The organism is Saccharopolyspora sp. NPDC002686 (assembly GCF_040295745.1).
GTDB lineage: Bacteria > Actinomycetota > Actinomycetes > Mycobacteriales > Pseudonocardiaceae > Saccharopolyspora > Saccharopolyspora oryzae.
Genome location: NZ_JBEOVY010000067.1, coordinates 1 through 18,501 on the forward strand (window position 1 = coordinate 1; position 18,501 = coordinate 18,501).

Here is an 18,501-nt window from a genome sequence, read left to right on the forward strand (position 1 = left end):
AAGCCCTCCGCCCCCACCGGTGCGGCCATCCTCATGTTCGAGCCCAGCGGGACCTCGACCGTCGGCGACCGCCACGACGAGCTCCCCGACCACATCGACGCGACGACGGGTCGCGCACTCGACCGGCAGCCCGCCGAGTAGCGGCACCCGAGGCAGCGAAGCGGGGTGTCGGCAGGACCGCCGGCACCCCGCTCGAGCACTACCGGAAGCGACAGCCAGGTGTGACGGCGGGAACATCGTTCGATCCCGCGCTTGCGTTTGAGCGCGCTCAAAGCCCTAGCGTTCCTGGGCATGGAACAAGACGATGCGCTGCACCAGGCGCTGCGCCTAGCGGTGGATCCGCCCGGTGGGGTGTCGGTCGAAGCTCTGCGCGAGCTCGCGCGAGATGACGACGCAGTCGAGTGGGACATCGCCACGACGGCCGCGCACCTCGGGTTGAGCCCGCACACGCTGCGTTACTACGAACGCATCGACCTGGTTCGCGTCGCCCGCGATGCAGCCGGTCACCGCCGCTACGACGCGGCCGCAGTGCGCCGGCTGGTGTTCCTGACCCGGATGCGCACCTCGGGCATGCCGATCAGCGACCTGCGCCACTACGTCGACCTCGCCGACGCGGGCCAGGACACCGTGTCCGAGCGCGTCGACATGCTGCTGGAGCACCGCGACACCTTGCGGTCCCAGATCGCCCAGCTGCAGCTCGCGCTTGCGCCACCGAGTACAAGATCGCCGTCTACCAGGAAGCACACCAGCCATGACGAGCACCGCCCCGCAGCACGACCTCAACAGCCCCGACAACGTCGCCCGCCGTCGTCACGGGCAATCCGTCCTCTCCAAGATCGACGGACATCAAGGCGAGGCAGTCATCGACTCGCTCGCCGACATCAACCCCGCCCTCGGGCACCACGTCGCCGCGTTCGCCTTCGGGGACATCTACGACCGACCCGGGCTCGACCCCCGCAGCCGACAGCTGGTCACCCTCGGCGCCCTGACCGCGCTGGGGGGCTGCGAACCCCAGCTCAAGGTCCACATCGGCGCCGCCCTGAACGTGGGCATCAGCCGCGAGGAGATCACCGAAGCAATCCTGCACGCCGCCGTGTTCTGCGGCTTCCCCGTGCTGTGAACGCGACCTTCGCCGCCCGCGAGGTCTTCGCCGAGCGAGATGACGAGCTCGCCGGCTGAGCTCCCCGTCTGATGACCGCGGGCCGGCAGCCGACTTGGCTGCCGGCCCGCCAGATTTCCGCGCTTCCCCTCTTCCGAATCGACTTTGCGTTCAGGCCAGTACTCGGCCGAGGAAGCCGTGGAGGTAGCCCGCGACGAGTTTCAGGTGGCTTTCCAGGAGGAAGTGGCCTCCGTCGATCAGGTGGACCTCCGGGTCCTTGGCGTCGCGGGTGAAGGCCTCGGCGCCGGCCGGGCCGAAGATCTCGTCGTTGCGGCCCCACACCGCGAGGACCGGGACCTCGCTGGTGCGCAGGTATTCGTGCAGCAGCGGGTAGAGCGGGCGGTTGTTCTGGTAGTCGCGGAACAGTGCCAGCTGGATCTCGTCGTTGCCCTCGCGGGAGACGAGGGCGAAATCGTGCTCCCAGGTGTCCGGGCTGATCAGGCTCGGGTCGGGCACTCCGTGCACGTACTGCCAGCGGATGGCGTCGCGGCTCAGCGCGGCGCGGACGGCGGGTTCGGTGCTGGGGCCGGGGTTCTCGGCGTAGGCCCAGACGTCGGCCCAGAACGCGTCGACGAAACCGTCCTCGTAGCCGTTGCCGTTCTGGGTGACGACAGCGGAGATCCGGTCGGGGTGCTCGAGCGCGAGGCGCCATCCGATGGGGGCGCCGTAGTCCTGGACGTAGAGGGCGTAGCGGTCCAGGCCCAGTTGGTCGAGCAGGCCGGAGGTGAGTTCGGCGAGGGCGTCGAAGGTGTAGGTGAACTCGTCCGCGGCGGGCGCAGCTGAGTGGCCGAAGCCGAGGTGGTCCGGCGCGATGACGTGGTAGTCGTCGGCCAGCAGCGGGATGAGCTCGCGGAACATGAACGAGCTGGTCGGGAAGCCGTGCAGCAGGACGATCGCCGGAGCGTCGGCAGGACCGGCTTCGCGGTAGAAGATCTCGTGGCCGCCGACGGTGGCGGTCCGGTGGCGCACCGAGCTCATTTCTAACCTCTTCGAGTGTTTGATGCGGTTAGGTATTCGCCATGGAAGCATGGGGGGAGCTAACCTGTCAAAGGGCTCGATCTGGTTAGGGAGTTCGATGGATGCGTTGCTGGACCTGCTCAACAGCAGGCCACTGGTCAACGGCGAGGAGCAGGACGCGCTCGGCGACCCGGTCGAAGGCAGGCGCTGGGCGCGGGAGCACGGCGGCGACGGCAGCCTCGCGGAGCTGGAGCTGCTGCGCGAGGCGCGGGACGTCCTGCAGGACGTGGTGCGCGGCGAAAGCTCACCCGCCGCGTTGAGCCCGCTGCTCGAAGGGGTCCACCAGGTTCCGGAGGCCACTTCGGACGGTCTCCAGTGGACGGTCGAGACTCCCCCGCACGCCCGGCTGGCCGTCGAGGCGGTCCTCGCCTGGGCCGACACCGAGCAGCGACTGCCCGGCCGGCTGCGCCCCTGCGCCAACGACGAGTGCCAGCTGTTCCTGCTCGACCGCAGCCGGGCCAACCGCGCCCGCTGGTGCTCGATGGCCACCTGCGGCAACCGCGAGAAAGCGCGCCGCCACTACGAACGCACCCGCTGACCCGCGGATCCGGCTCAGGTTCCCTTGGCGGTGCGGTACGTCTCGAGCAGGTTTCGCAGTGCGGCGGCGGCGCGTTCGGTCCGGTCCGAGTCGCCGAAGACCGTCTGGTGGAAGACGAGGCCGTCGAGGGTGACGAACACCAGCTCGGCCAGGTCGGGGTCGTCCAGGCCGTGCCGCGCGAGCTCAGCGCCGACGGCCTCGCGGTACAGGCCGTTCGCGCGCTCCATGACCGGGCGGAGCTCCGGGCGCCGCCGGGCTTCCATGTACAGCTCGTACTGGAACGCTTGCGCATCCGGATCGGCCGCGACCAGCGAGATCAGGCCGGAGGCGAACTCCTCGAAGTCCTCCCCCGGCGACGACAGATCCCCGTCCTCGACGCTGCGCTTGACGCAGTGCGCGAGCGCCTCCTGCACCAGCGTCTCCCAGTCACCGAAGTGGTAGCGCACGGAGCCGTGGGTCACCCCGGCCTCGGCGGCCACCGAGCGGTAGGTCAGCCCGCGCAGGCCCTGCGCCGCCACGACCCGCACCGCGGCGTCCAGCAGCGCCTGCCGCCCGGTGCCGTACGTCAGCCCCGCCATCGCGCCCCTCCAGTTCTCCCGTTCAGGGTAATGCGCGAGGGGTGGGCGACTGCGATCAGTGCGGTCGTGCTGGCCGGGGCGAATGGCGCGCGGTGTACCACGCGCTCGCGGCGATGCCGCATTCGACGACGGTGAGGACGGCCAGCGCCGGGGAGCCGGTGTGGTGGCCACCGCTGGTGGCGGCGAGCACGAGGTGGGCGACGACCATGCCGGCCGCGTTGGCGGCGACCAGCCGCAACGCGGTCGGGCTGCCGCGCAGCAGGTGCGCGGCGCACGGCACGCACAGCAGCGCCATCACCGCGAAGACCACCGTGAGAACCCACCCGTGCTGGTCGATCAGCGCGGCACCCACGTGCCCGGCGGCACCGACCACGGCGACCCCGGCGATCCACCGGCACCGTGATCGGTACTCGCCGGGCGGAGTGCTAGTCGTGGCAACCACATTCGCCTCCGCCGCAGCAGCCGTGCGCGGTGCTGAGGTCGGGCACGTCGAGCGTCGGGTTGCGGTCGAAGAAGCCGTCCGGCTTGAGCTTGAAGCCCGTGTAGTCCACCGGCATGATCGGCCAGTCCTCGGTGCGGACGTAGTGCGTCAGCCCGAAGGTGTGCCAGAGCACCACGTCCTCACCGTCGATCGGCCGGTCCTCGGCCGCGTAGGCGGGCAGGCCGTCACCACCCGGGTTCTGGTTGACCGTGTAGCCCGAGGGCCACAGCTGGTCCCGGTCGTAGCGGGTCACCCAGAGGTGCTTGCGCGCGAAGGTGGCGCGGCGCGCGACCGACGAATGCTCGTCGGCGAGCAGCGCCGGTTGGCCCTCCGGGTGCAGCACGTACGAGGTCGGCTTGCCGAACCGGTTCGCGCGCTCGGAGCTGGCGATCGCCCAGACCCGGTTGAGGTGGTTCGCGGCGACGCGCTGGGCCTCGTGCTCGGTGCGCAACCGGGTGCTCTTGCGGCCGATCGCGTTGCCCCAGGGGTTGCCCTCCCCCGGCGGCACCGGAGCGACCTCCAGCTCGTCGACGTGGTTGCGCACCCCGTCGACGGTCATGTCCAGGCGCGCGGAGAACAGGTGCTGGTGGACCGGAGCCCCGAGCCCGGGCGCGAGCTCCGCGAAGTGCGGGTCCTGCCCGTCGTAGCCCGAGGGGAACGGGATGCCGGTGGCCTTGGCCTCCAGCTCGATCGTGCCGTCGAGGTAGAAGTACCAGTAGAACCCGTAGTCGTAGTTGCCGACGGTGCCGAAGAACGACACCACCAGCCGCCGCTGCCGCCGGGTCTGCGAGGTGCCGGTGAAGATGTCGTTGTGCTTCCACAGGACGCCGAAGTCCTCCTCGTGGATGCAGATGGCGTTGCGGATGACGTGCGGGCGCAGGTGGTCGTCGGAGACCACCGCGTCGACGTAGGTGATCTCGCCCAGGCAGTCGCAGCCCAGCTCCAGCGAGTTCGCCAGCCGCCCGAACTGGTACTCGCCGAGGTCGAAGTAGTTCTGCCAGCCGTGCGTCGGGCCCGGGTCGCCGTAGTTGACGACCATCTCCGCGACCGACGCCCGGTAGAGGACGGGGCGCTGGACCCCGCCGTCGGCGTAGGAGACCTGGTGCAGGGTGAGCCCTTCGCGACCGTTGAACCCGACGCGCAGCTGCCAGTTCTGCCACGACAGCACGCCGTCGCGGTACTCGAACGAGACGCCTTCGGGCTGGGTGATCGAGATCGGCTTCAGGTCGGTGCGCTGGGGCCCACGCACCGCCTCGTGCAGGTAGTCGCCGGACTCCTCCGGAACGTGCTCCACGTGGGTCTCCACCACGCGGAGCACGCGGCGGCCGCTCACGTCGACGTGCGCGATCACCCCGCCCACCGGGTGGGCCCACGGCGGCTCGCCCGGGTGCGGTTGGTAGAACGACAGCACCCGGTACATCCGCCTGCCGACCTCGTCCGGGTAGCCGAAAACGCCTGCTGTCAGGGGAACCGGGCGGACCTTGGTCACGTCGGTGATCCCGCGCTTGGCGACCGCGGCGAGCCAGCCCTCGTCGCTCTTGACGATCTGGTCGACGAGTTCGAAGTCCTCGTCCAGGCAGGGGCCGAAGCCGACCTCGGCGGGGTCGAGCACGGTGCGCGAGACGACCTCGCCCGCCGTCAGATCGACCACGACGCTGCTCAGGCCGAGCGGTTCGAGTTCGGTCACCAGCAGCGAGACCTCGCGCGGCAGCGGAGTGCTCCCGTCCCACTCGAGCACGTCCTGCTTGTCCGGCTCGCGGAGCATGACGTAGGAGAACCGGGTGGCCGCGGTGACCAGACCGGCCTCCGCCAGGATTTCCCGCGTCGCGTCGATCTCCGCGGGGGTGAGCGCGGCGAGCGGATGCGTCGTGCCGTCGCTGTCGTCAGCGGGAAGAACTGGAAGTTCCATTGTGGACATGGGCTCCTCCTTGGTCGGATGCGGGGAGATCAGGCAGGTCGGTGACCGGAAGTACCTGGCGGGAGCGCAGCAGTCCCGCGATGAACACGACGGGGACGACGGCGAGCAGCACCCACACGGTGACCGTGCTCCCGCCGGTGAGCACGCCGAAGTTGCGCACGACCTGGGTGAGGATGCCGACCATCAGCACTGCGGAGAGCGCCGGTGCGATCAGCGTCGTCCAGGGGTTGCGTTCCGCACGGGTGCGGCGGAAGAAGCCGATCACCGCGGCCGAGGTGAGCACGTAGAGGACGACGAGCGTCACAACGGCGAGCCCGGCGAACCAGCTGAACAACTGGTTCACCGGATCCATCCCGGCAACGGCGAACGGCAGCACCACCACCGCGGCCAGCGACGACTGCGCCAGCGATGCCCGCGCGGGGGCCTGGTGCCGGTTGGTGCGCTCCAGGCTCGGCGGGCACAGCCGGTGCCCGGCCATGGTGTGCAGGTACCGGGTGATCATGTTGTGGAAGGACAGGATTCCGGCGAACAGCGAAGTCGACAGCAGCACGTCCGCCGCGGTGCCGGACCACTCGCCCAGGACGCTGTTGAGGGGTGTCACGGCGAACGAGGCCGGATCGCTCTCCAGCGCCGCCTGCGCCGCCGACTGGGCCTGCGCGGCTCCGTAGAAGCAGATCAGCATCCACGTCACGAAGGCCAGGAACACCGCGATGAGCACCACTGCGATGTAGGTCGCGCGCGGCACGGTGCGGCGCGGGTCCTTGGCCTCCGCCGAGTAGATCGCGGTGGACTCGAAGCCGAACATCGACGCGATCGCGAACATGATCGCCACCCCGGGTGCGCCCGCGAGGACCGCGTCCGGGCCGAAGCTGGCCGGCACGTCCAGCGCCGACCAGCCCTTGGTCGCGATCACGCCGATGGCGAAGGCGATCAGCAGGAGCAGCTCGAACGCGACCAGCACGGCCAGCACGCGGGCACCGAGTTCGACCTTGCGGCTGCCGAGGAACCAGACGACGCCGATGGCGGCCGCGACGCACGTCCACCACGGCACCGCGATCCCCGTGTGCCGTTCGAGCAGGCCAGACAGGCTCGATCCGAACAGCCCGTACATCGCGATCTGGACCGCGTTGTACGACAGCAGCGCCAGCGCCGATCCGGCGGCTCCGGTGCGGAAGCCGAGCCCCGCCCTGATCACGGCGAAGAACCCGCCGCGGGTGTCCAGATGTCGGGTGCTCGCGGTGAACCCCACCGCGAAGAGCACGATCACGGCGCCGACCACCAGGTAGGCACCGGGCGCACCGGCGCCGTCGCCCAGCGCCACGGCGAGGGCCGCCGCGCCGACGATGCTCGTCAGCGGAGCTTGGGCGGACAGGACGAAGAACAGGATTCCGGGAACGCCGAAGGCGTTCTGCTTGAGACCGGCGTGGTGCTGGGCTTCCGCGTTCGACATCGAGTTCCTCCGCGAGAGGACATGTCATGACGTCGTCTCTTCCGAGGCGGCCGCCGTTTCGTTGCCCATCACCATCAGCGACGGCGAACAACTTGTCAATCGGATAGTTTGAATTGATCGACGTTTTCCGGCACCGAATCCGACGATTCGACGACAACGGGCAGCAAACCGGCACGCGTCCCGCACCGTCCACGCCCCGACTGCAGATTTCCCCCGCTCGACTGCGGGATTCGCGACTGGCAGTCGGCGCGAGGGCGCTCGGTCAGGGCTCCTCCGGGCGACCGGCGGGGAGGGTGATGGTGAAGACGGCGCCACCGTCGGCGGCGTTGGCGGCCGTGACGGATCCGCCGTTCCGGTGGACGAGCGCCGCGGTGATGGCGAGCCCCAAGCCGGTGCCTCCGCTGGTGCGGGCGGTGTCCGCGCGGGTGAAGCGGTCGAAGATGTGCGGGAGCAGTTCGGGGTCCAGACCAGGGCCGTGGTCGCGCACTTCGATGACCGCGTTGCCGTCTCGGAGGTCTTGAGCGCGGACGGCGATGGGGGCGGATCCGTGCTGGACGGCGTTGTCGAGCAGGTTGCTCACCGCCCGCTGCAGGTCATCCGGGTTACCCCTGGCGGTCAGGCCGGGAGGGCAGTCCACGTGCACGTCGGCGAGGACGCGAAGGCGGTCGACGACGGACGTCAGCAGCGGACAGAGCTCCACAATGGACGCTTGTGCTCCACCGCCGGTGCGCTCGGCGCGGGCGAGCAGGAGGAGGTCGTGGGCGAGTTGCGAGAGCCGTTCGGTTTCGCCCAACGCCGACCGGAGCGCCGCGGTGAGTTCGTCCTGGGTGCGGGGGCGGCGCAGGGCGAGTTCGAGCTCCGTGGTGAGCACGCTCAGTGGGGTGCGCAGCTCGTGGCTGGCGTCGGCGACGAACTGCCGCTCGCGGTCGAGCGCTGCGTGCAGGCGCCCGAGCAGGTCGTTGAAGGTGTTGCCCAGCCTCGATATCTCGTCGCGGCTCTCCGGAACCGGGAGTCGTTGCTCGGGATTCTCCGCGGTGATCGACGCGGCGCGAGCTCGCATGCGTTCCACCGGTCGCAGCGCGGCGCCGGTCAGCAGGTACGCGCCGACGGCTGCCGCCACGAGCACGAGGGGGAACGCCACCGCCAACTCCTGGGCGAGGTCGGCCGCTGCGGCATCCCGGTCGGCGAGGCTCACGGCGGCCACCGCAACGCGGGGTTCGGCTGGTCCTGCTGCGACGCGCACGGGTCCGGTCAGCGCGCCGGCTCCGGGGTGTTCGACGATGATCGGGCCGCGTTGGGCGGCAGCGAACTCCGAAGGGGTCAGCAGCGGCTGGTCGCCACCGGAACTGGCCACGACCTTCCCCTCTGCGTCGAGGACCTGCTCCGCGGTGTCCCGACCGCTGGTCAGGACGGGTGCGAGCTCGTCGGCCGCCGATTGCACGTCGCGCAGCCTGTACTGCAGCGACTCGGTGATCGACTCGTCGAGCGAGGCTCGGGAGTTGACGACGGTGCCGATGGCGGCGGCGGTGAGGATCAGGGCCATCGTGAGGGTGAACGCGGCGGTCAGCCGCAGCCGCAGGGACCAACGGCTGATCATCGCTGCCCCGCGTCCGCCCGGCCGCCGTCCGCGCGCAGCCGGTACCCGGTGCCTCGCACGGTTTCCAGGGATCTGACGCCGAAGCGGCGGTCGATCTTGTCGCGCAGGGCGCGGATGTGGACGTCGACGACGTTGGACCGCGATTCGTAGGCGAAGTCCCAGCAGTGCTCCAGCAGGACTTCGCGGGTGAGCACGGCGCCGGGGCGCCGCAGGAACGCCTCCAGCAACGCGTACTCCTTGGCGGTGAGCACCACCTCGACGTCGCCCCGCCAGCACCGCTGGCTGGACGGGTCCACGCGCAGGTCTCCGGCGGTGAGCTGCGTCGGCCGAGGCACCGGTCCCCGCCGGGTCAGGGCGCGCAGGCGGGCGAACAGCTCCTTGAGGTGGAACGGTTTCGTCAGGTAGTCGTCCGCCCCGTCGTCGAGCCCGGCGATGCGGTCCGAGACCGCTGCGCGGGCGGTGAGCATCAGCACCGGAACCCACACCTCGCTGCTGCGCAGTCGCCGGCAGACCTCGAACCCGGACAGCTCGGGCAGCATCACGTCGAGCACGACCGCGTCGTAGCTGCGGCTCATCGCCGCGGCGAACCCGTCCGCGCCGTCGGCGGCGACGTCGACCGCGTAGCCCTCCTCGGCGAGGCCCCTGCGCAGCAGCCCGGCCATCTTCGGTTCGTCCTCGACGACCAGCACCCGCACGGCCGTTCACCTCCGCCCGGCGAGGACGGTTCCGCCTTCATCGGCGCTTCATGTCCAGGAGCTATCCCTGTACTCGGAAAACCACGGTTGCACACCCGGCTCGCAGGAGGAATCCCCCGCCGACGGGCCTCGGCCGACCGGAGCGGGCCGGGGTGGGCTCCTCGATTGGAGGCCGGAGATGTCGAGCACTCGAGCGCGTCGAGCAGCGGTTCCGATCGTGGCCGTGCTGCTGGCGGCGCTGGCGGGATGTGGTGGGGCGCCGACTCCGGGCGGTCGAGGAGAGGCGCCCGAAGCGGGCCCGGGCGGGCACCAGCCGATCGCCACCGCCGACGCCGATTGGAAGGGCGTTGCCGATGCGCTGGGCCGACCGGGCAAGCTCACCGATGGCAACACCGTCTACCGCGTCGCGCTGACCAGGTCGGACCTCACCAACGTGGTCTCGCAAGGCGTCACCATCAAGCCGGGCTTGTCCCTGGGCGGCTACGCCACGTTCACCAAGTACGACGACACCACGATGCTGATGGGCGACCTCGTGGTGACCGAGAACGAACTGCCCAAGGTCACCGACGCGCTGCAAGCGCACGGGATCGAGCAGACCGCGCTGCACAAGCACCTGCTGGAGCAATCCCCGCCGGTGTGGTGGACCCACGTCCACGGCATGGGCGACCCGGTTCAACTCGCGCAAGGGGTGCGGGCCGCGCTGGACGCCACCGCTACCCCACGAGCCACTCCGGCCGCTCCGCAACCACCGGTCGAGCTGGACACCGCTGGCATCGACAACGCGCTCGGGCGCAAGGGAACGGCTGACGGCGGGATCTACAAGTTCAGCATCGCCCGCAAGGACGTCGTCACCGACTCCGGCCACGTCGTCCCGCCCGGAACCGGCGTCAACACCGGGCTCAACTTCCAGCCCGTCGGTGGCGGCAGGGCCGCGGTCAACGGCGACTTCGCGATGACCGCGCCGGAGGTGGAGAAGGTGGTGCAGGCGCTGCGCAAGGGCGGGATCAGCGTGGTCGCGCTGCACAACCACAGCCTCACCGACGAACCCCGGCTGTTCTACCTGCACTTCTGGGGCGTCGACGACGGTGTGGCGCTGGCGAAGTCGCTTCGGGCGGCTGTTGACGCCACGAACGCCCAACCCGCGCGATAGGGAGCGGCGCGATGAAGGGTCGCTGGTGGGCGCTGGTCGCTCTCGGCGTGCTGGTCCTGGCGATCGTCGTGGTCGCGGCGACGACGTACCTGCGTCCGCAGCCTTCCTCGTTGCCGTTGCGTGCTGTCGGCGAGGTGGATCTGCCAGGTGGGGGCTCGCGGTTCGACTACGCGAGCCTGGACCCGGACCGCGGTCTGCTGTTCGTGGCGCACCTCGGTGCCAGCGAGGTCGTCGAGGTCGACGTGCGCGCTTCTCGTGTGGTGCGGGTGATTCCGAACGTGTCGCAAGTGCACGGAGTGCTCGTGGTTCCCGCGCTGCACCGCGTCTACGCGACGGCCACGGGCCGGAACGAGGTGGTCGTGCTGGACGAGGACACCGGACAGGTCATCGGCCGAGCCCCGACCGGCGACTACCCCGACGGACTGGCCTACGACGCGCGCCGCAACGCGGTGTGGACGACCAACGAGCGAGGTGGAACGGAGACCGTCGTCGATGCCGCCACCGGCGCCGTGCGGGGCACGGCGGTGCTGGGCGGGGAGGTCGGCAACGTCGCCTACGACCCGGTCGCCGACCGGATGCTCGTGGACGTCCAGTCCCGGAACGAGCTCGCCGTCCTGGACCCGACCACGCTCGCCGTGACTCGGCGAATCGCGTTGCCGGGCTGCGACCACGACCACGGCCTGGCTCTGGCCCCGGTGCAGCGCCAGGCCTTCGTCGCATGCGACGGCAACGCGAGGTTGCTGACCGTCGGTCTGGACTCCGAGAAGGTCAGCGGAACAGCGAACGTCGGACGTGACCCCGACGTCCTGGCCTACGACCCCGGCCTGAACCGGCTGTACGTCGCGGCGGAGAGCGGCTGGCTGACCGTGCTCGATGCGCGCGGAGGCCAGCCGGTCGTGATCGGATCGGGCTTCCTGGCAACGGATGCGCACGTGGTCGCCGCAGACCCGCTCACCCACCACAGCTACTACCCGGTACCAGCAGGCACGACCGGCCACCCAGCGCTCCTGGACCGCGAGCCCGCACCCTAACGCCAGCTCGGGTTGGGCCGCGCACCTCGGCCATTCAGTTCCAGATGCCGGTAACTCGAGTCGCACTGTCGAGCCTGCGTGCCAGCTGCGCGGCCGTATCCACAACCTAGCTGTCGCAAACCTGTGGCCGGGTGACATCATCCACGAGATCACGCTTCTTACTCGGCATTTTCTGGGCACACCAGCCAGGGAGCACAATGCCAAGAAAGAGCCCAGCGAATGTCGCCCGGATGGCGACCCGCGCAGAACGTCAACCCAATGGCGCCGCGCGACCGCTCAGGTGCCGTCCGTCGCTGCGTCAGGGTTGAACCAGACCAGACACGTGCGCGAATACGGCTGCCGATGTTGAACCCGCGAAGCGCACTCTCTGGCGCCGACAGGCTCATCCGCAGCCCGCCACCGACAGCGATGACCTCCGCGTGATCGGCAAAAGCCAACAACCAGGCGGCGATTCGGCCATCGCCCCGGTCACCGTACTCCTGTACGACGGCGAACAACCGCGGCGCCTCGTCAGCGACGATGCCTTCCAAGATCGCCCCGAACCGCGCCTCGTCGCCCAATCGGCGCATGCCCGCGGGGTCGAGAACCAGCGCATCCAGTGGATGTCCGCCCGCCTCCTGATCCGGCCTTGACGCCCCATGCGCCGTCAATTACAGATCAGAGTTCGTGGCACCTTCCTCTCCTTCAAGGTCACTTCCTTCAAGCTGACTGAGAGCACGCCACGCCAGGTCAGCCAACGTCGCGCCCGAATTAGTCGCCCAGCGAGCCGTACCTTGGACCGCAACAGGACGTTGTTCCCATCCCGCAAGCTTCCAAATATGGGAAACCAATCCGGACGGCGAATAACGCTTACCGTCAAAGGACCAAAGTATCGGTTTGGAACGTTGCGGAACCCAAGTAGCCCGCTGACGCCGGGAATCCTCCTCCAGCCAGCCTTGTACTGCGTCAGCCTCGGTCGAGGTCGGAGAAGTAAGTACGAGTGGTTCCCCCTCGGCAAGCAGATCCTGATCAATGATTACTGACACAGCGTTTGGACGGCGACGCTTACGCTGCGTAGGAGCACGTAGATACTTATCCTCCACGACCAATCCATTTGAATCGCCAGCTGCAAGAACGTAATCTACAAGCTCGCGACAGCGGGCTGAATCTGAACAAACCGCGCGGATCTGTGAACGACTACTGTACAGATCATCAATTGCAGAAATTGCCGCGGGAACCAATTCCTTGACCAATTCTGGAACGTGCTCGCTTGCGCTTTTAAACCATTCAAGTTGCGGATCCGGCTCATTAATCGAATCCACATCGAGGCGCCGAAAGACAAGATGAGAAATTAGATAAACACCGTGTTCAATGAGGGCAGCGCCTCGCCCTTCATAGCGACGACGAAGACCATGCAAGTTTTCCCGTACAGACCGGAGAACTTGGACCGCATTCCACAAAAGATATACGCCTGGCTGAGGACGGAACAGAACATCATACATCCCCTGCGATCCACGCTCCCACAACGCGTCCGAGGCAATCGCGATGCGTGCCGCATACTGCGCATCTGGATGGGCGCATGCAAGTGCATAAGCTGCCTCGACGACCGAACAGCCCGTATTCGAATTCGGCTCCAGCTCACTACGCCGAACAGCATATTCGAGACCTAGTTCCGCCCGCATTTCGTCGATGATCGCCGCCTGGACCCTATCCAGAGCTACAAAGTCGCGCGCCTCAACTCGATTCTGTCGATTCGTGGCCTGCGTCGTCTTATTAGCAAAATCTGCGGATTGGCCAGTAACAATAATACGTACACCGACCCGAGAGTAGGCCGCCTCTTCAGTCAGGGCCACCGCCTCCGCCACGGAACGGACAGTCTGTGCGCCATTAACCACACTCGCATTATGCAACTTCAACGTGATCGGATACGCCTGCGGAAGGCGCATTGAACGCGAGCTTCGTTCAACAGATTCACACAGGATAGTAACACCATTGTTGAAATACCAGAAATTTGCAGGCTCATTCCTAAGCGTTTCAATCAGATCGCTATTGATTGAAGTTCGACCAAGGGGATTCCTGATGTTTAGATTGAAAAGCTTTGACCCATGTTCCGCCCATTCAGCCACCTGCTCAGCCTCGACGACACCTTGGAATGATTCATACGGATCGCTGATAGTGAACCAAGGGAAAAGATCAGCGGTAAGGGTTACGGGAGATGGCCGCAAATCATCACGAATAGACTTCCAGATGTCCCCTGAAAGAAGGATCCGATGATCCAAGATCTCGCCATGCCTGTTAAAATCTTCTTCTCCTCGACGGAGAGCATCGTGAAAACCTTCAGTTACGTCGCCTGCTCGCATGAGCGCAACAACTTGCGTTATCGGAACGGGCGCCTTCTCTACTGCGGCCTTGGCTAGTTCAGCAAGTTGCTGTCCACGCGGATTAAAGGCAGCGAAATCTTCATCATCAATGAGACGTAGGCCATCAATCAGTTCCTTGACTGCCACTCTTTCGCTTTTTGCATTTCCGTTCTTGCTCCATTTTGCCTGTACAAGGTAAACGTGTGGATCTGGGCCGTCCACAACTGCAATCGCATCGATACCTTGATCGTTCGCCCCGTCAATAACCGTGGATGCTGCTTCCTTAGGGCTGAACCCAGTCACTATTCGCACAGCCTGAGCGGCAAGCGCGCGTGACAAGAGGCGAGGTTCACGTTCTTCGTCAGTCTTTCCGTCTAGGTCAGCAGAATCCAGCAGATCTGCATCGATATAGACCTTACGCAATGCCCGTTCAACCTGGCGGACCTGCACTGCCATGTCCCCGGGGCCCTGACTGCTTGACATACTGGATTCGTACTCCTCCCCTTACAGTGCCGCTGCTCACAATCTTGATAGTGAGCCAACACCTTGCTACTGATCCTGCCACGGCTAGACCAGACGCAGTAGCAATAACAGAGGATTCGCCCAAAAAGACGAAAGGGAATCCATCTTCTGGTCTGCAACACCTTCACATTGGGCAATGTTGACCAGCAGACCATACTTCAAACCCGTATGGAATCGACAAAAAATTTCTTCTGTTCACACTAGGCAGGCGTCAGCAGATCCTTTTATGCAGGAAAATCCCCACCGCCCCATGGATCATCGATGCCGTGTCCCCGCTCGGGGCAACACTACAGCTAGCATGATCAGGAATGAACCTATGGAATCTGATCCAAATCGGTCGATATTTCAATACTTGCGGCAGCTGCGGCTAGCGCATCTAGAGTCTTTCTAGGATTTTTCTGAATCTCCGGAAATCGCTCAAATGCCCGCATTTCAAGTTGCGACAAGTTCCGCACCAAAATTTGAGGATCCCCTCCTTGAGCGGGATGTTTCACTATAAGAATTGACCCAACTTTCAAGCATGCTTCGGAAATTCCGTCCAGGCTGTCAACTATCTTCGATACAGCTTCCGCTGATTTGAAATCCGCTTCCGCTTGCCGTGCATCTAGATATTTTATTTCAATCGCGCGCTCAATCTTTACAAGTCGATCTTGAACGTCGGAGGATTTGATTCCAGCCCGAATCCATCCTTTCGCCCGCCGCCATATAGATCCATAATAAATTTCTTCCTCGAAGGGAGAGCTATAGCCAAGAAAAGAAGCAAGATTGTCCAGCGCTGCCGCGACCCTCTCAGCAGCCATCATGTCGGCCGTGACTAGGTACGCGTCTACCGAGATTATTTGATCAGGTTCGGCAGGGGCATCGACCTCTCCCCTAGTCGGCCCAACTCGGACAATGTGAAGGTTCTGCTCCCAGCCTCGCAGGCCCGGAATTTTACTGGGCGCCTCATGTCTCGTTTCCCACATGTACTCGCCAATGATCCGGGTTAGCTGCGCGGCTCGTAAATCGTCGGCCATTGTGGCCCGCGACAGCTTGCCGACCGCTGCTTCGATGTCGAAGGCAGCATCTATGATCGCGTTCTTGACGTGGACTGATTCGAGGAATTGATCTTTGGCGTTGTTGTCGATCTGGTCGGCGATGCCGGGGGCTTCCTCGGCCTTGGCCGCGACGGGTTTGACGAAGCTTTCGATCTCTTCCGGCCCGAGTTCGCCACCGAACAGGTCGTTGATGCGCTCGATGACCTCGGTCAGTCGTACGAGGTTCGGATCCTGGTTTACATCCCCGGACCCCGCGCCGCCGATCCCCGGCAACGCCACCTCATGTGTTCCGAGCGTGATCGACACCTTGCCCCGGTCGATCTGTTTGACGCGCTTGAGCATGAGGTCCGACAAGTCGACTTCCGCGGAGACCCGGTCGATCTCGATGACACGCACGAGCTGGCGCAGGTACACGCTGAGCTTTTCGAGGTCAGTGTCGCCGTAGTCGATGACTTGGGACATGAAGTCGTACATCCGCACGAACGTGCTCGCGTCCTTGCGGAACAGCTCCAAACGGTCCTGTTCCTCCCGGTCCTCGGTTGCCCGCGCTGTCTCGTAACGAGTCGCGAAGCGGTCCTTCGCAGGCTTCACGGCCGCTGCGAGTTCGGCGTGTGAGCCTCCGGAGAACCACGCGGTCGCGAACTCCTCGACTTCCGTCCAGGTGTAGATCGCGTTCACGGCGAGCTTGGCCACGATCTCGTGGACGATATTCGGGTCGGTCTCCCGCTCAACCCGCGCTTCGGTGTAGTAGGGCTCGAAGGCGTCCTGGATGTCGGCAGGTTCGTTGACGAAGTCCAGGACGAACGTCGTGTCTTTCTGTTCGCCGTTCGGGGTGCGGTAGGTCCGGTTCAGGCGAGACAACGTTTGCACGGCGTGCACGTCAGGGAGCTTCTTGTCGACGTACATCGCGCACAACAGCGGTTGGTCGAACCCGGTCTGGAACTTGTCGGCCACGATCATCACGCGGTAGTCCGAACGCCGGAACTCCGCAGCGAGGTCGGATTTCAAACCGGGGTTCATCGACTTCTCGGACTCGTCCACGATGCCGTAGTCCGAGTCGTTCACGACGCCGGAGAACGCCACGATCGTCTTCAACCCGTACTTCTTGCGGCTGATGTACTCGTCTATCGCCCGCTTGTACCGGACAGCAGCGACGCGGCTGTCCGTAACGACCATCGCCTTCGCATGCCCTTCCAACAGGTGCGCCACGTTGGCAAGGAAGTGTTCGACAATGATCTCGACCTTCTGGCCGATGTTGATCTCATGGAGCTTGACGAACCGCATGATGCCGCGCGCGGCGGCCTTCGAATCGACGAGCTCGTGCGCGCCGGCCCTTTCCTCGATCTCGAAAGCGGTCTTGTACGACTGATATCCGCGCAGTACGTCGAGGATGAACCCCTCCTCGATCGCCTGCCGCATGGTGTACACGTGAAAGGCCTTGGGCTTCGCATCCGGATCCGCTGGATCCCTTCGGCCGAAGGTCGTCAGTGTCTTCGACTTCGGTGTTGCTGTGAACGCCAGGTAGGAGATGTTCTTTGGCTCCGCCCGTGCAGCGGTCATCGCGCTGATCTTCGCGTTCAGCACGTCTTCCGCCGAGAATTCTTCGCCCTCGGGCACTTCGACGTCGCCAGCCGTCAGGACCTTGCGCAACTCCTTAACCGTCGACCCCGACTGCGAGGTGTGCGCTTCGTCCGCAATCACCGCGAAGTTCTTGCCCGCCAGTTCACCGGTGAGCAGATCCATGACAAACGGGAACGTCTGAATCGTCACGATCACGATCAGCGAGTTCCCCGACAGCGCAGCGGCGAGTGCCTTCGACTTCGATCCGCCGGCTCGACGCACCTCAGCGTCGTCGATCGTGGTCACCAGATGCGCTGTGTTGTCGACCTGGCGCACTGCGTCCTGCAACTGCCGGTCCAGCACTCGGCGGTCACTGATGACGAGGACCTTGTCGAACATCTTCTTGTTCTCGGCCGTGTGCATCCGCGCCAAGCGGTGCGCGGTCCAGGCGATCGTGTTCGTCTTGCCCGAACCTGCCGAGTGCTGCACGAGGTACCGTGCGCCCGGGCCCTCTTCACCAACCGTCGAGACGAGTTTCCTGACCGCGTCCCATTGGTGATAGCGCGGGAAGATCAGTGTCGTCTTCTTCGACGTCTTCCCGGTGATGGGGTCGGTGTTCTCCTCATGCCGCAGGAACATCAGCGACCCGAGGATGTTCAGCCACGAGCGGCGTTCCAGGACCTCTTCCCACAGGTACGACGTGGCCGGACCACTCGGATTCGGCGGGTTTCCCTTCCCTCCGTCCAACGTGCCCTTGTTGAAAGGCAGGAAGAATGTCTTCGACCTGGCAAGCTTGGTGGTCATCCACACTTCGTCGTCGTCGACTGCGAAGTGCACCAGCGTGCGCCCGAACGCCAGCAGGGGTTGCCCGTTCGGATCGCGGTCCTTGCGGTATTGCTCGATGGCGGACCGCGCCTGCTGTTTGAAGTAGGTCTTCAACTCCAGGGTCGCCACTGGCAGACCGTTCACGAAGAACACGAGATCGATCCGCCCACCGCCGCCGTTGGGCGAGTAGGTCACCTGGCGCATCACCCGTAGTCGAACCGCCGCGTAGTCTGCTGCGGTCTTGGGATTCAGCGTCGTGGCCGGAGCGAACTGACACATCCGGAACTTCGCGTTGATGTGCGAAAACGGCCGGCGCAGCACATTCAACGTGCCACCGCCGTGCTCCATCTTCGTGTCGAGCCGCTTGACCAGTGTGTCGAGCAGACGCGCGCGCTCTTTCGGTTCCGAAGCCGCGCCGACGGAAACGACCTTCGCGAACTCCTCCGGCTGTGTCTCCTCCAGCCAGGCGAACACGTCCGCCGGAAACAGTGCCCGTTCACGGTCGTAGCCGTCGGCGTTCGGCGAGTACAACCAGCCACGTTCGGCAAGGTACTCAGCGATCTCGACCTCGAACGCCTCTTCACGCGTCGCATCCGCCATCCGT

The 18,501-nt window shown here is 65.6% G+C and carries 14 protein-coding genes and 1 pseudogene; 5 read left to right on the forward strand and 10 right to left on the reverse strand.

What is annotated here, in order from left to right:
• Positions 1-291: 291 nt before the first annotated feature.
• Both ABTZ89_RS11680 and ABTZ89_RS11685 read left to right on the forward strand, forming a co-directional pair.
• Positions 292-639, forward strand: a pseudogene (locus ABTZ89_RS11680) (MerR family transcriptional regulator); the annotation flags it as partial.
• Between the two features lie 112 nt (positions 640-751).
• Positions 752-1,120, forward strand: a complete 369-nt coding sequence (locus ABTZ89_RS11685; protein ID WP_351043191.1) for a carboxymuconolactone decarboxylase family protein — start codon at positions 752-754, stop codon at positions 1,118-1,120.
• A 150-nt stretch (positions 1,121-1,270) separates the two neighbouring features.
• Here ABTZ89_RS11685 and ABTZ89_RS11690 read toward each other — a convergent pair whose 3' ends face one another.
• On the reverse strand, positions 1,271-2,137 hold the full coding sequence (locus tag ABTZ89_RS11690; protein WP_351043194.1) for an alpha/beta fold hydrolase: 867 nt from the start codon (positions 2,135-2,137) through the stop codon (positions 1,271-1,273).
• A gap of 97 nt (positions 2,138-2,234) precedes the next feature.
• Here ABTZ89_RS11690 and ABTZ89_RS11695 point away from each other — a divergent pair, with 97 nt between their 5' ends.
• On the forward strand, positions 2,235-2,714 hold the full coding sequence (locus ABTZ89_RS11695; RefSeq protein WP_270949751.1) for a CGNR zinc finger domain-containing protein: 480 nt from the start codon (positions 2,235-2,237) through the stop codon (positions 2,712-2,714).
• A 14-nt stretch (positions 2,715-2,728) separates the two neighbouring features.
• Here the strand turns inward: ABTZ89_RS11695 and ABTZ89_RS11700 are convergent, their stop codons facing one another.
• The 6 genes from ABTZ89_RS11700 to ABTZ89_RS11725 form a co-directional block, all read right to left on the reverse strand.
• A complete protein-coding gene (locus ABTZ89_RS11700) occupies positions 2,729-3,292 on the reverse strand; it encodes a TetR/AcrR family transcriptional regulator (protein WP_270949750.1) in 564 nt (187 codons plus the stop codon).
• 55 nt (positions 3,293-3,347) lie between these two features.
• Positions 3,348-3,734 (reverse strand): hypothetical protein, encoded by a 387-nt coding sequence (locus tag ABTZ89_RS11705; RefSeq protein ID WP_351043198.1) that lies wholly within the window; start codon positions 3,732-3,734, stop codon positions 3,348-3,350.
• Positions 3,718-5,691 (reverse strand): primary-amine oxidase, encoded by a 1,974-nt coding sequence (locus ABTZ89_RS11710; protein WP_351043201.1) that lies wholly within the window; start codon positions 5,689-5,691, stop codon positions 3,718-3,720. The genes ABTZ89_RS11705 and ABTZ89_RS11710 overlap by 17 nt, the downstream gene beginning before the upstream one ends.
• Complete coding sequence (locus tag ABTZ89_RS11715; protein ID WP_351043203.1) at positions 5,657-7,141, reverse strand: APC family permease; 1,485 nt, start codon at positions 7,139-7,141, stop codon at positions 5,657-5,659. Before ABTZ89_RS11715 ends, ABTZ89_RS11710 begins: the two co-directional genes overlap by 35 nt.
• Before the next feature lie 262 nt (positions 7,142-7,403).
• Entirely contained in the window at positions 7,404-8,738 is a 1,335-nt protein-coding gene (locus ABTZ89_RS11720; RefSeq protein ID WP_351043206.1) for a HAMP domain-containing sensor histidine kinase, read from the reverse strand.
• The gene (locus ABTZ89_RS11725; RefSeq protein ID WP_270949741.1) at positions 8,735-9,433 is read right to left on the reverse strand and encodes a response regulator transcription factor; all 699 of its coding nucleotides are present in this window, start codon (positions 9,431-9,433) and stop codon (positions 8,735-8,737) included. Before ABTZ89_RS11725 ends, ABTZ89_RS11720 begins: the two co-directional genes overlap by 4 nt.
• A gap of 178 nt (positions 9,434-9,611) precedes the next feature.
• Between ABTZ89_RS11725 and ABTZ89_RS11730 the strand changes: the two genes are divergently transcribed.
• Positions 9,612-10,583, forward strand: a complete 972-nt coding sequence (locus ABTZ89_RS11730) for a DUF1259 domain-containing protein (RefSeq protein WP_351043209.1) — start codon at positions 9,612-9,614, stop codon at positions 10,581-10,583.
• Between the two features lie 11 nt (positions 10,584-10,594).
• A complete protein-coding gene (locus ABTZ89_RS11735; RefSeq protein ID WP_351043212.1) occupies positions 10,595-11,614 on the forward strand; it encodes a YncE family protein in 1,020 nt (339 codons plus the stop codon).
• Between the two features lie 158 nt (positions 11,615-11,772).
• On the opposite strand, the gene ABTZ89_RS11740 is transcribed toward ABTZ89_RS11735, so the two are convergent.
• The 3 genes from ABTZ89_RS11740 to ABTZ89_RS11750 all read right to left on the reverse strand — a co-directional run bounded on the left by ABTZ89_RS11740 (position 11,773) and on the right by ABTZ89_RS11750 (position 18,497).
• Positions 11,773-12,174, reverse strand: coding sequence for a hypothetical protein (locus ABTZ89_RS11740; RefSeq protein ID WP_351043215.1), 402 nt, complete (start codon positions 12,172-12,174; stop codon positions 11,773-11,775).
• 90 nt (positions 12,175-12,264) lie between these two features.
• Complete coding sequence (locus ABTZ89_RS11745; RefSeq protein ID WP_351043218.1) at positions 12,265-14,409, reverse strand: AIPR family protein; 2,145 nt, start codon at positions 14,407-14,409, stop codon at positions 12,265-12,267.
• 380 nt (positions 14,410-14,789) lie between these two features.
• Entirely contained in the window at positions 14,790-18,497 is a 3,708-nt protein-coding gene (locus ABTZ89_RS11750; RefSeq protein ID WP_351043221.1) for a type I restriction endonuclease subunit R, read from the reverse strand.
• Positions 18,498-18,501: the final 4 nt, after the last annotated feature.

Bases quoted from the DNA above. Each gene is read 5' to 3' on its own strand.
- ABTZ89_RS11745 (WP_351043218.1), bottom strand. From the start codon at position 14,409: ATGGCAGTGCAGGTCCGCCAGGTTGAACGGGCATTGCGTAAGGTCTAT.
- ABTZ89_RS11715 (WP_351043203.1), bottom strand. From the start codon at position 7,141: ATGTCGAACGCGGAAGCCCAGCACCACGCCGGTCTCAAGCAGAACGCC.
- ABTZ89_RS11700 (WP_270949750.1), bottom strand. From the start codon at position 3,292: ATGGCGGGGCTGACGTACGGCACCGGGCGGCAGGCGCTGCTGGACGCC.
- ABTZ89_RS11720 (WP_351043206.1), bottom strand. From the start codon at position 8,738: ATGATCAGCCGTTGGTCCCTGCGGCTGCGGCTGACCGCCGCGTTCACC.
- ABTZ89_RS11685 (WP_351043191.1), top strand. From the start codon at position 752: ATGACGAGCACCGCCCCGCAGCACGACCTCAACAGCCCCGACAACGTC.
- ABTZ89_RS11695 (WP_270949751.1), top strand. From the start codon at position 2,235: ATGGATGCGTTGCTGGACCTGCTCAACAGCAGGCCACTGGTCAACGGC.
- ABTZ89_RS11750 (WP_351043221.1), bottom strand. From the start codon at position 18,497: ATGGCGGATGCGACGCGTGAAGAGGCGTTCGAGGTCGAGATCGCTGAG.
- ABTZ89_RS11730 (WP_351043209.1), top strand. From the start codon at position 9,612: ATGTCGAGCACTCGAGCGCGTCGAGCAGCGGTTCCGATCGTGGCCGTG.
- ABTZ89_RS11690 (WP_351043194.1), bottom strand. From the start codon at position 2,137: ATGAGCTCGGTGCGCCACCGGACCGCCACCGTCGGCGGCCACGAGATC.
- ABTZ89_RS11735 (WP_351043212.1), top strand. From the start codon at position 10,595: ATGAAGGGTCGCTGGTGGGCGCTGGTCGCTCTCGGCGTGCTGGTCCTG.
- ABTZ89_RS11710 (WP_351043201.1), bottom strand. From the start codon at position 5,691: ATGTCCACAATGGAACTTCCAGTTCTTCCCGCTGACGACAGCGACGGC.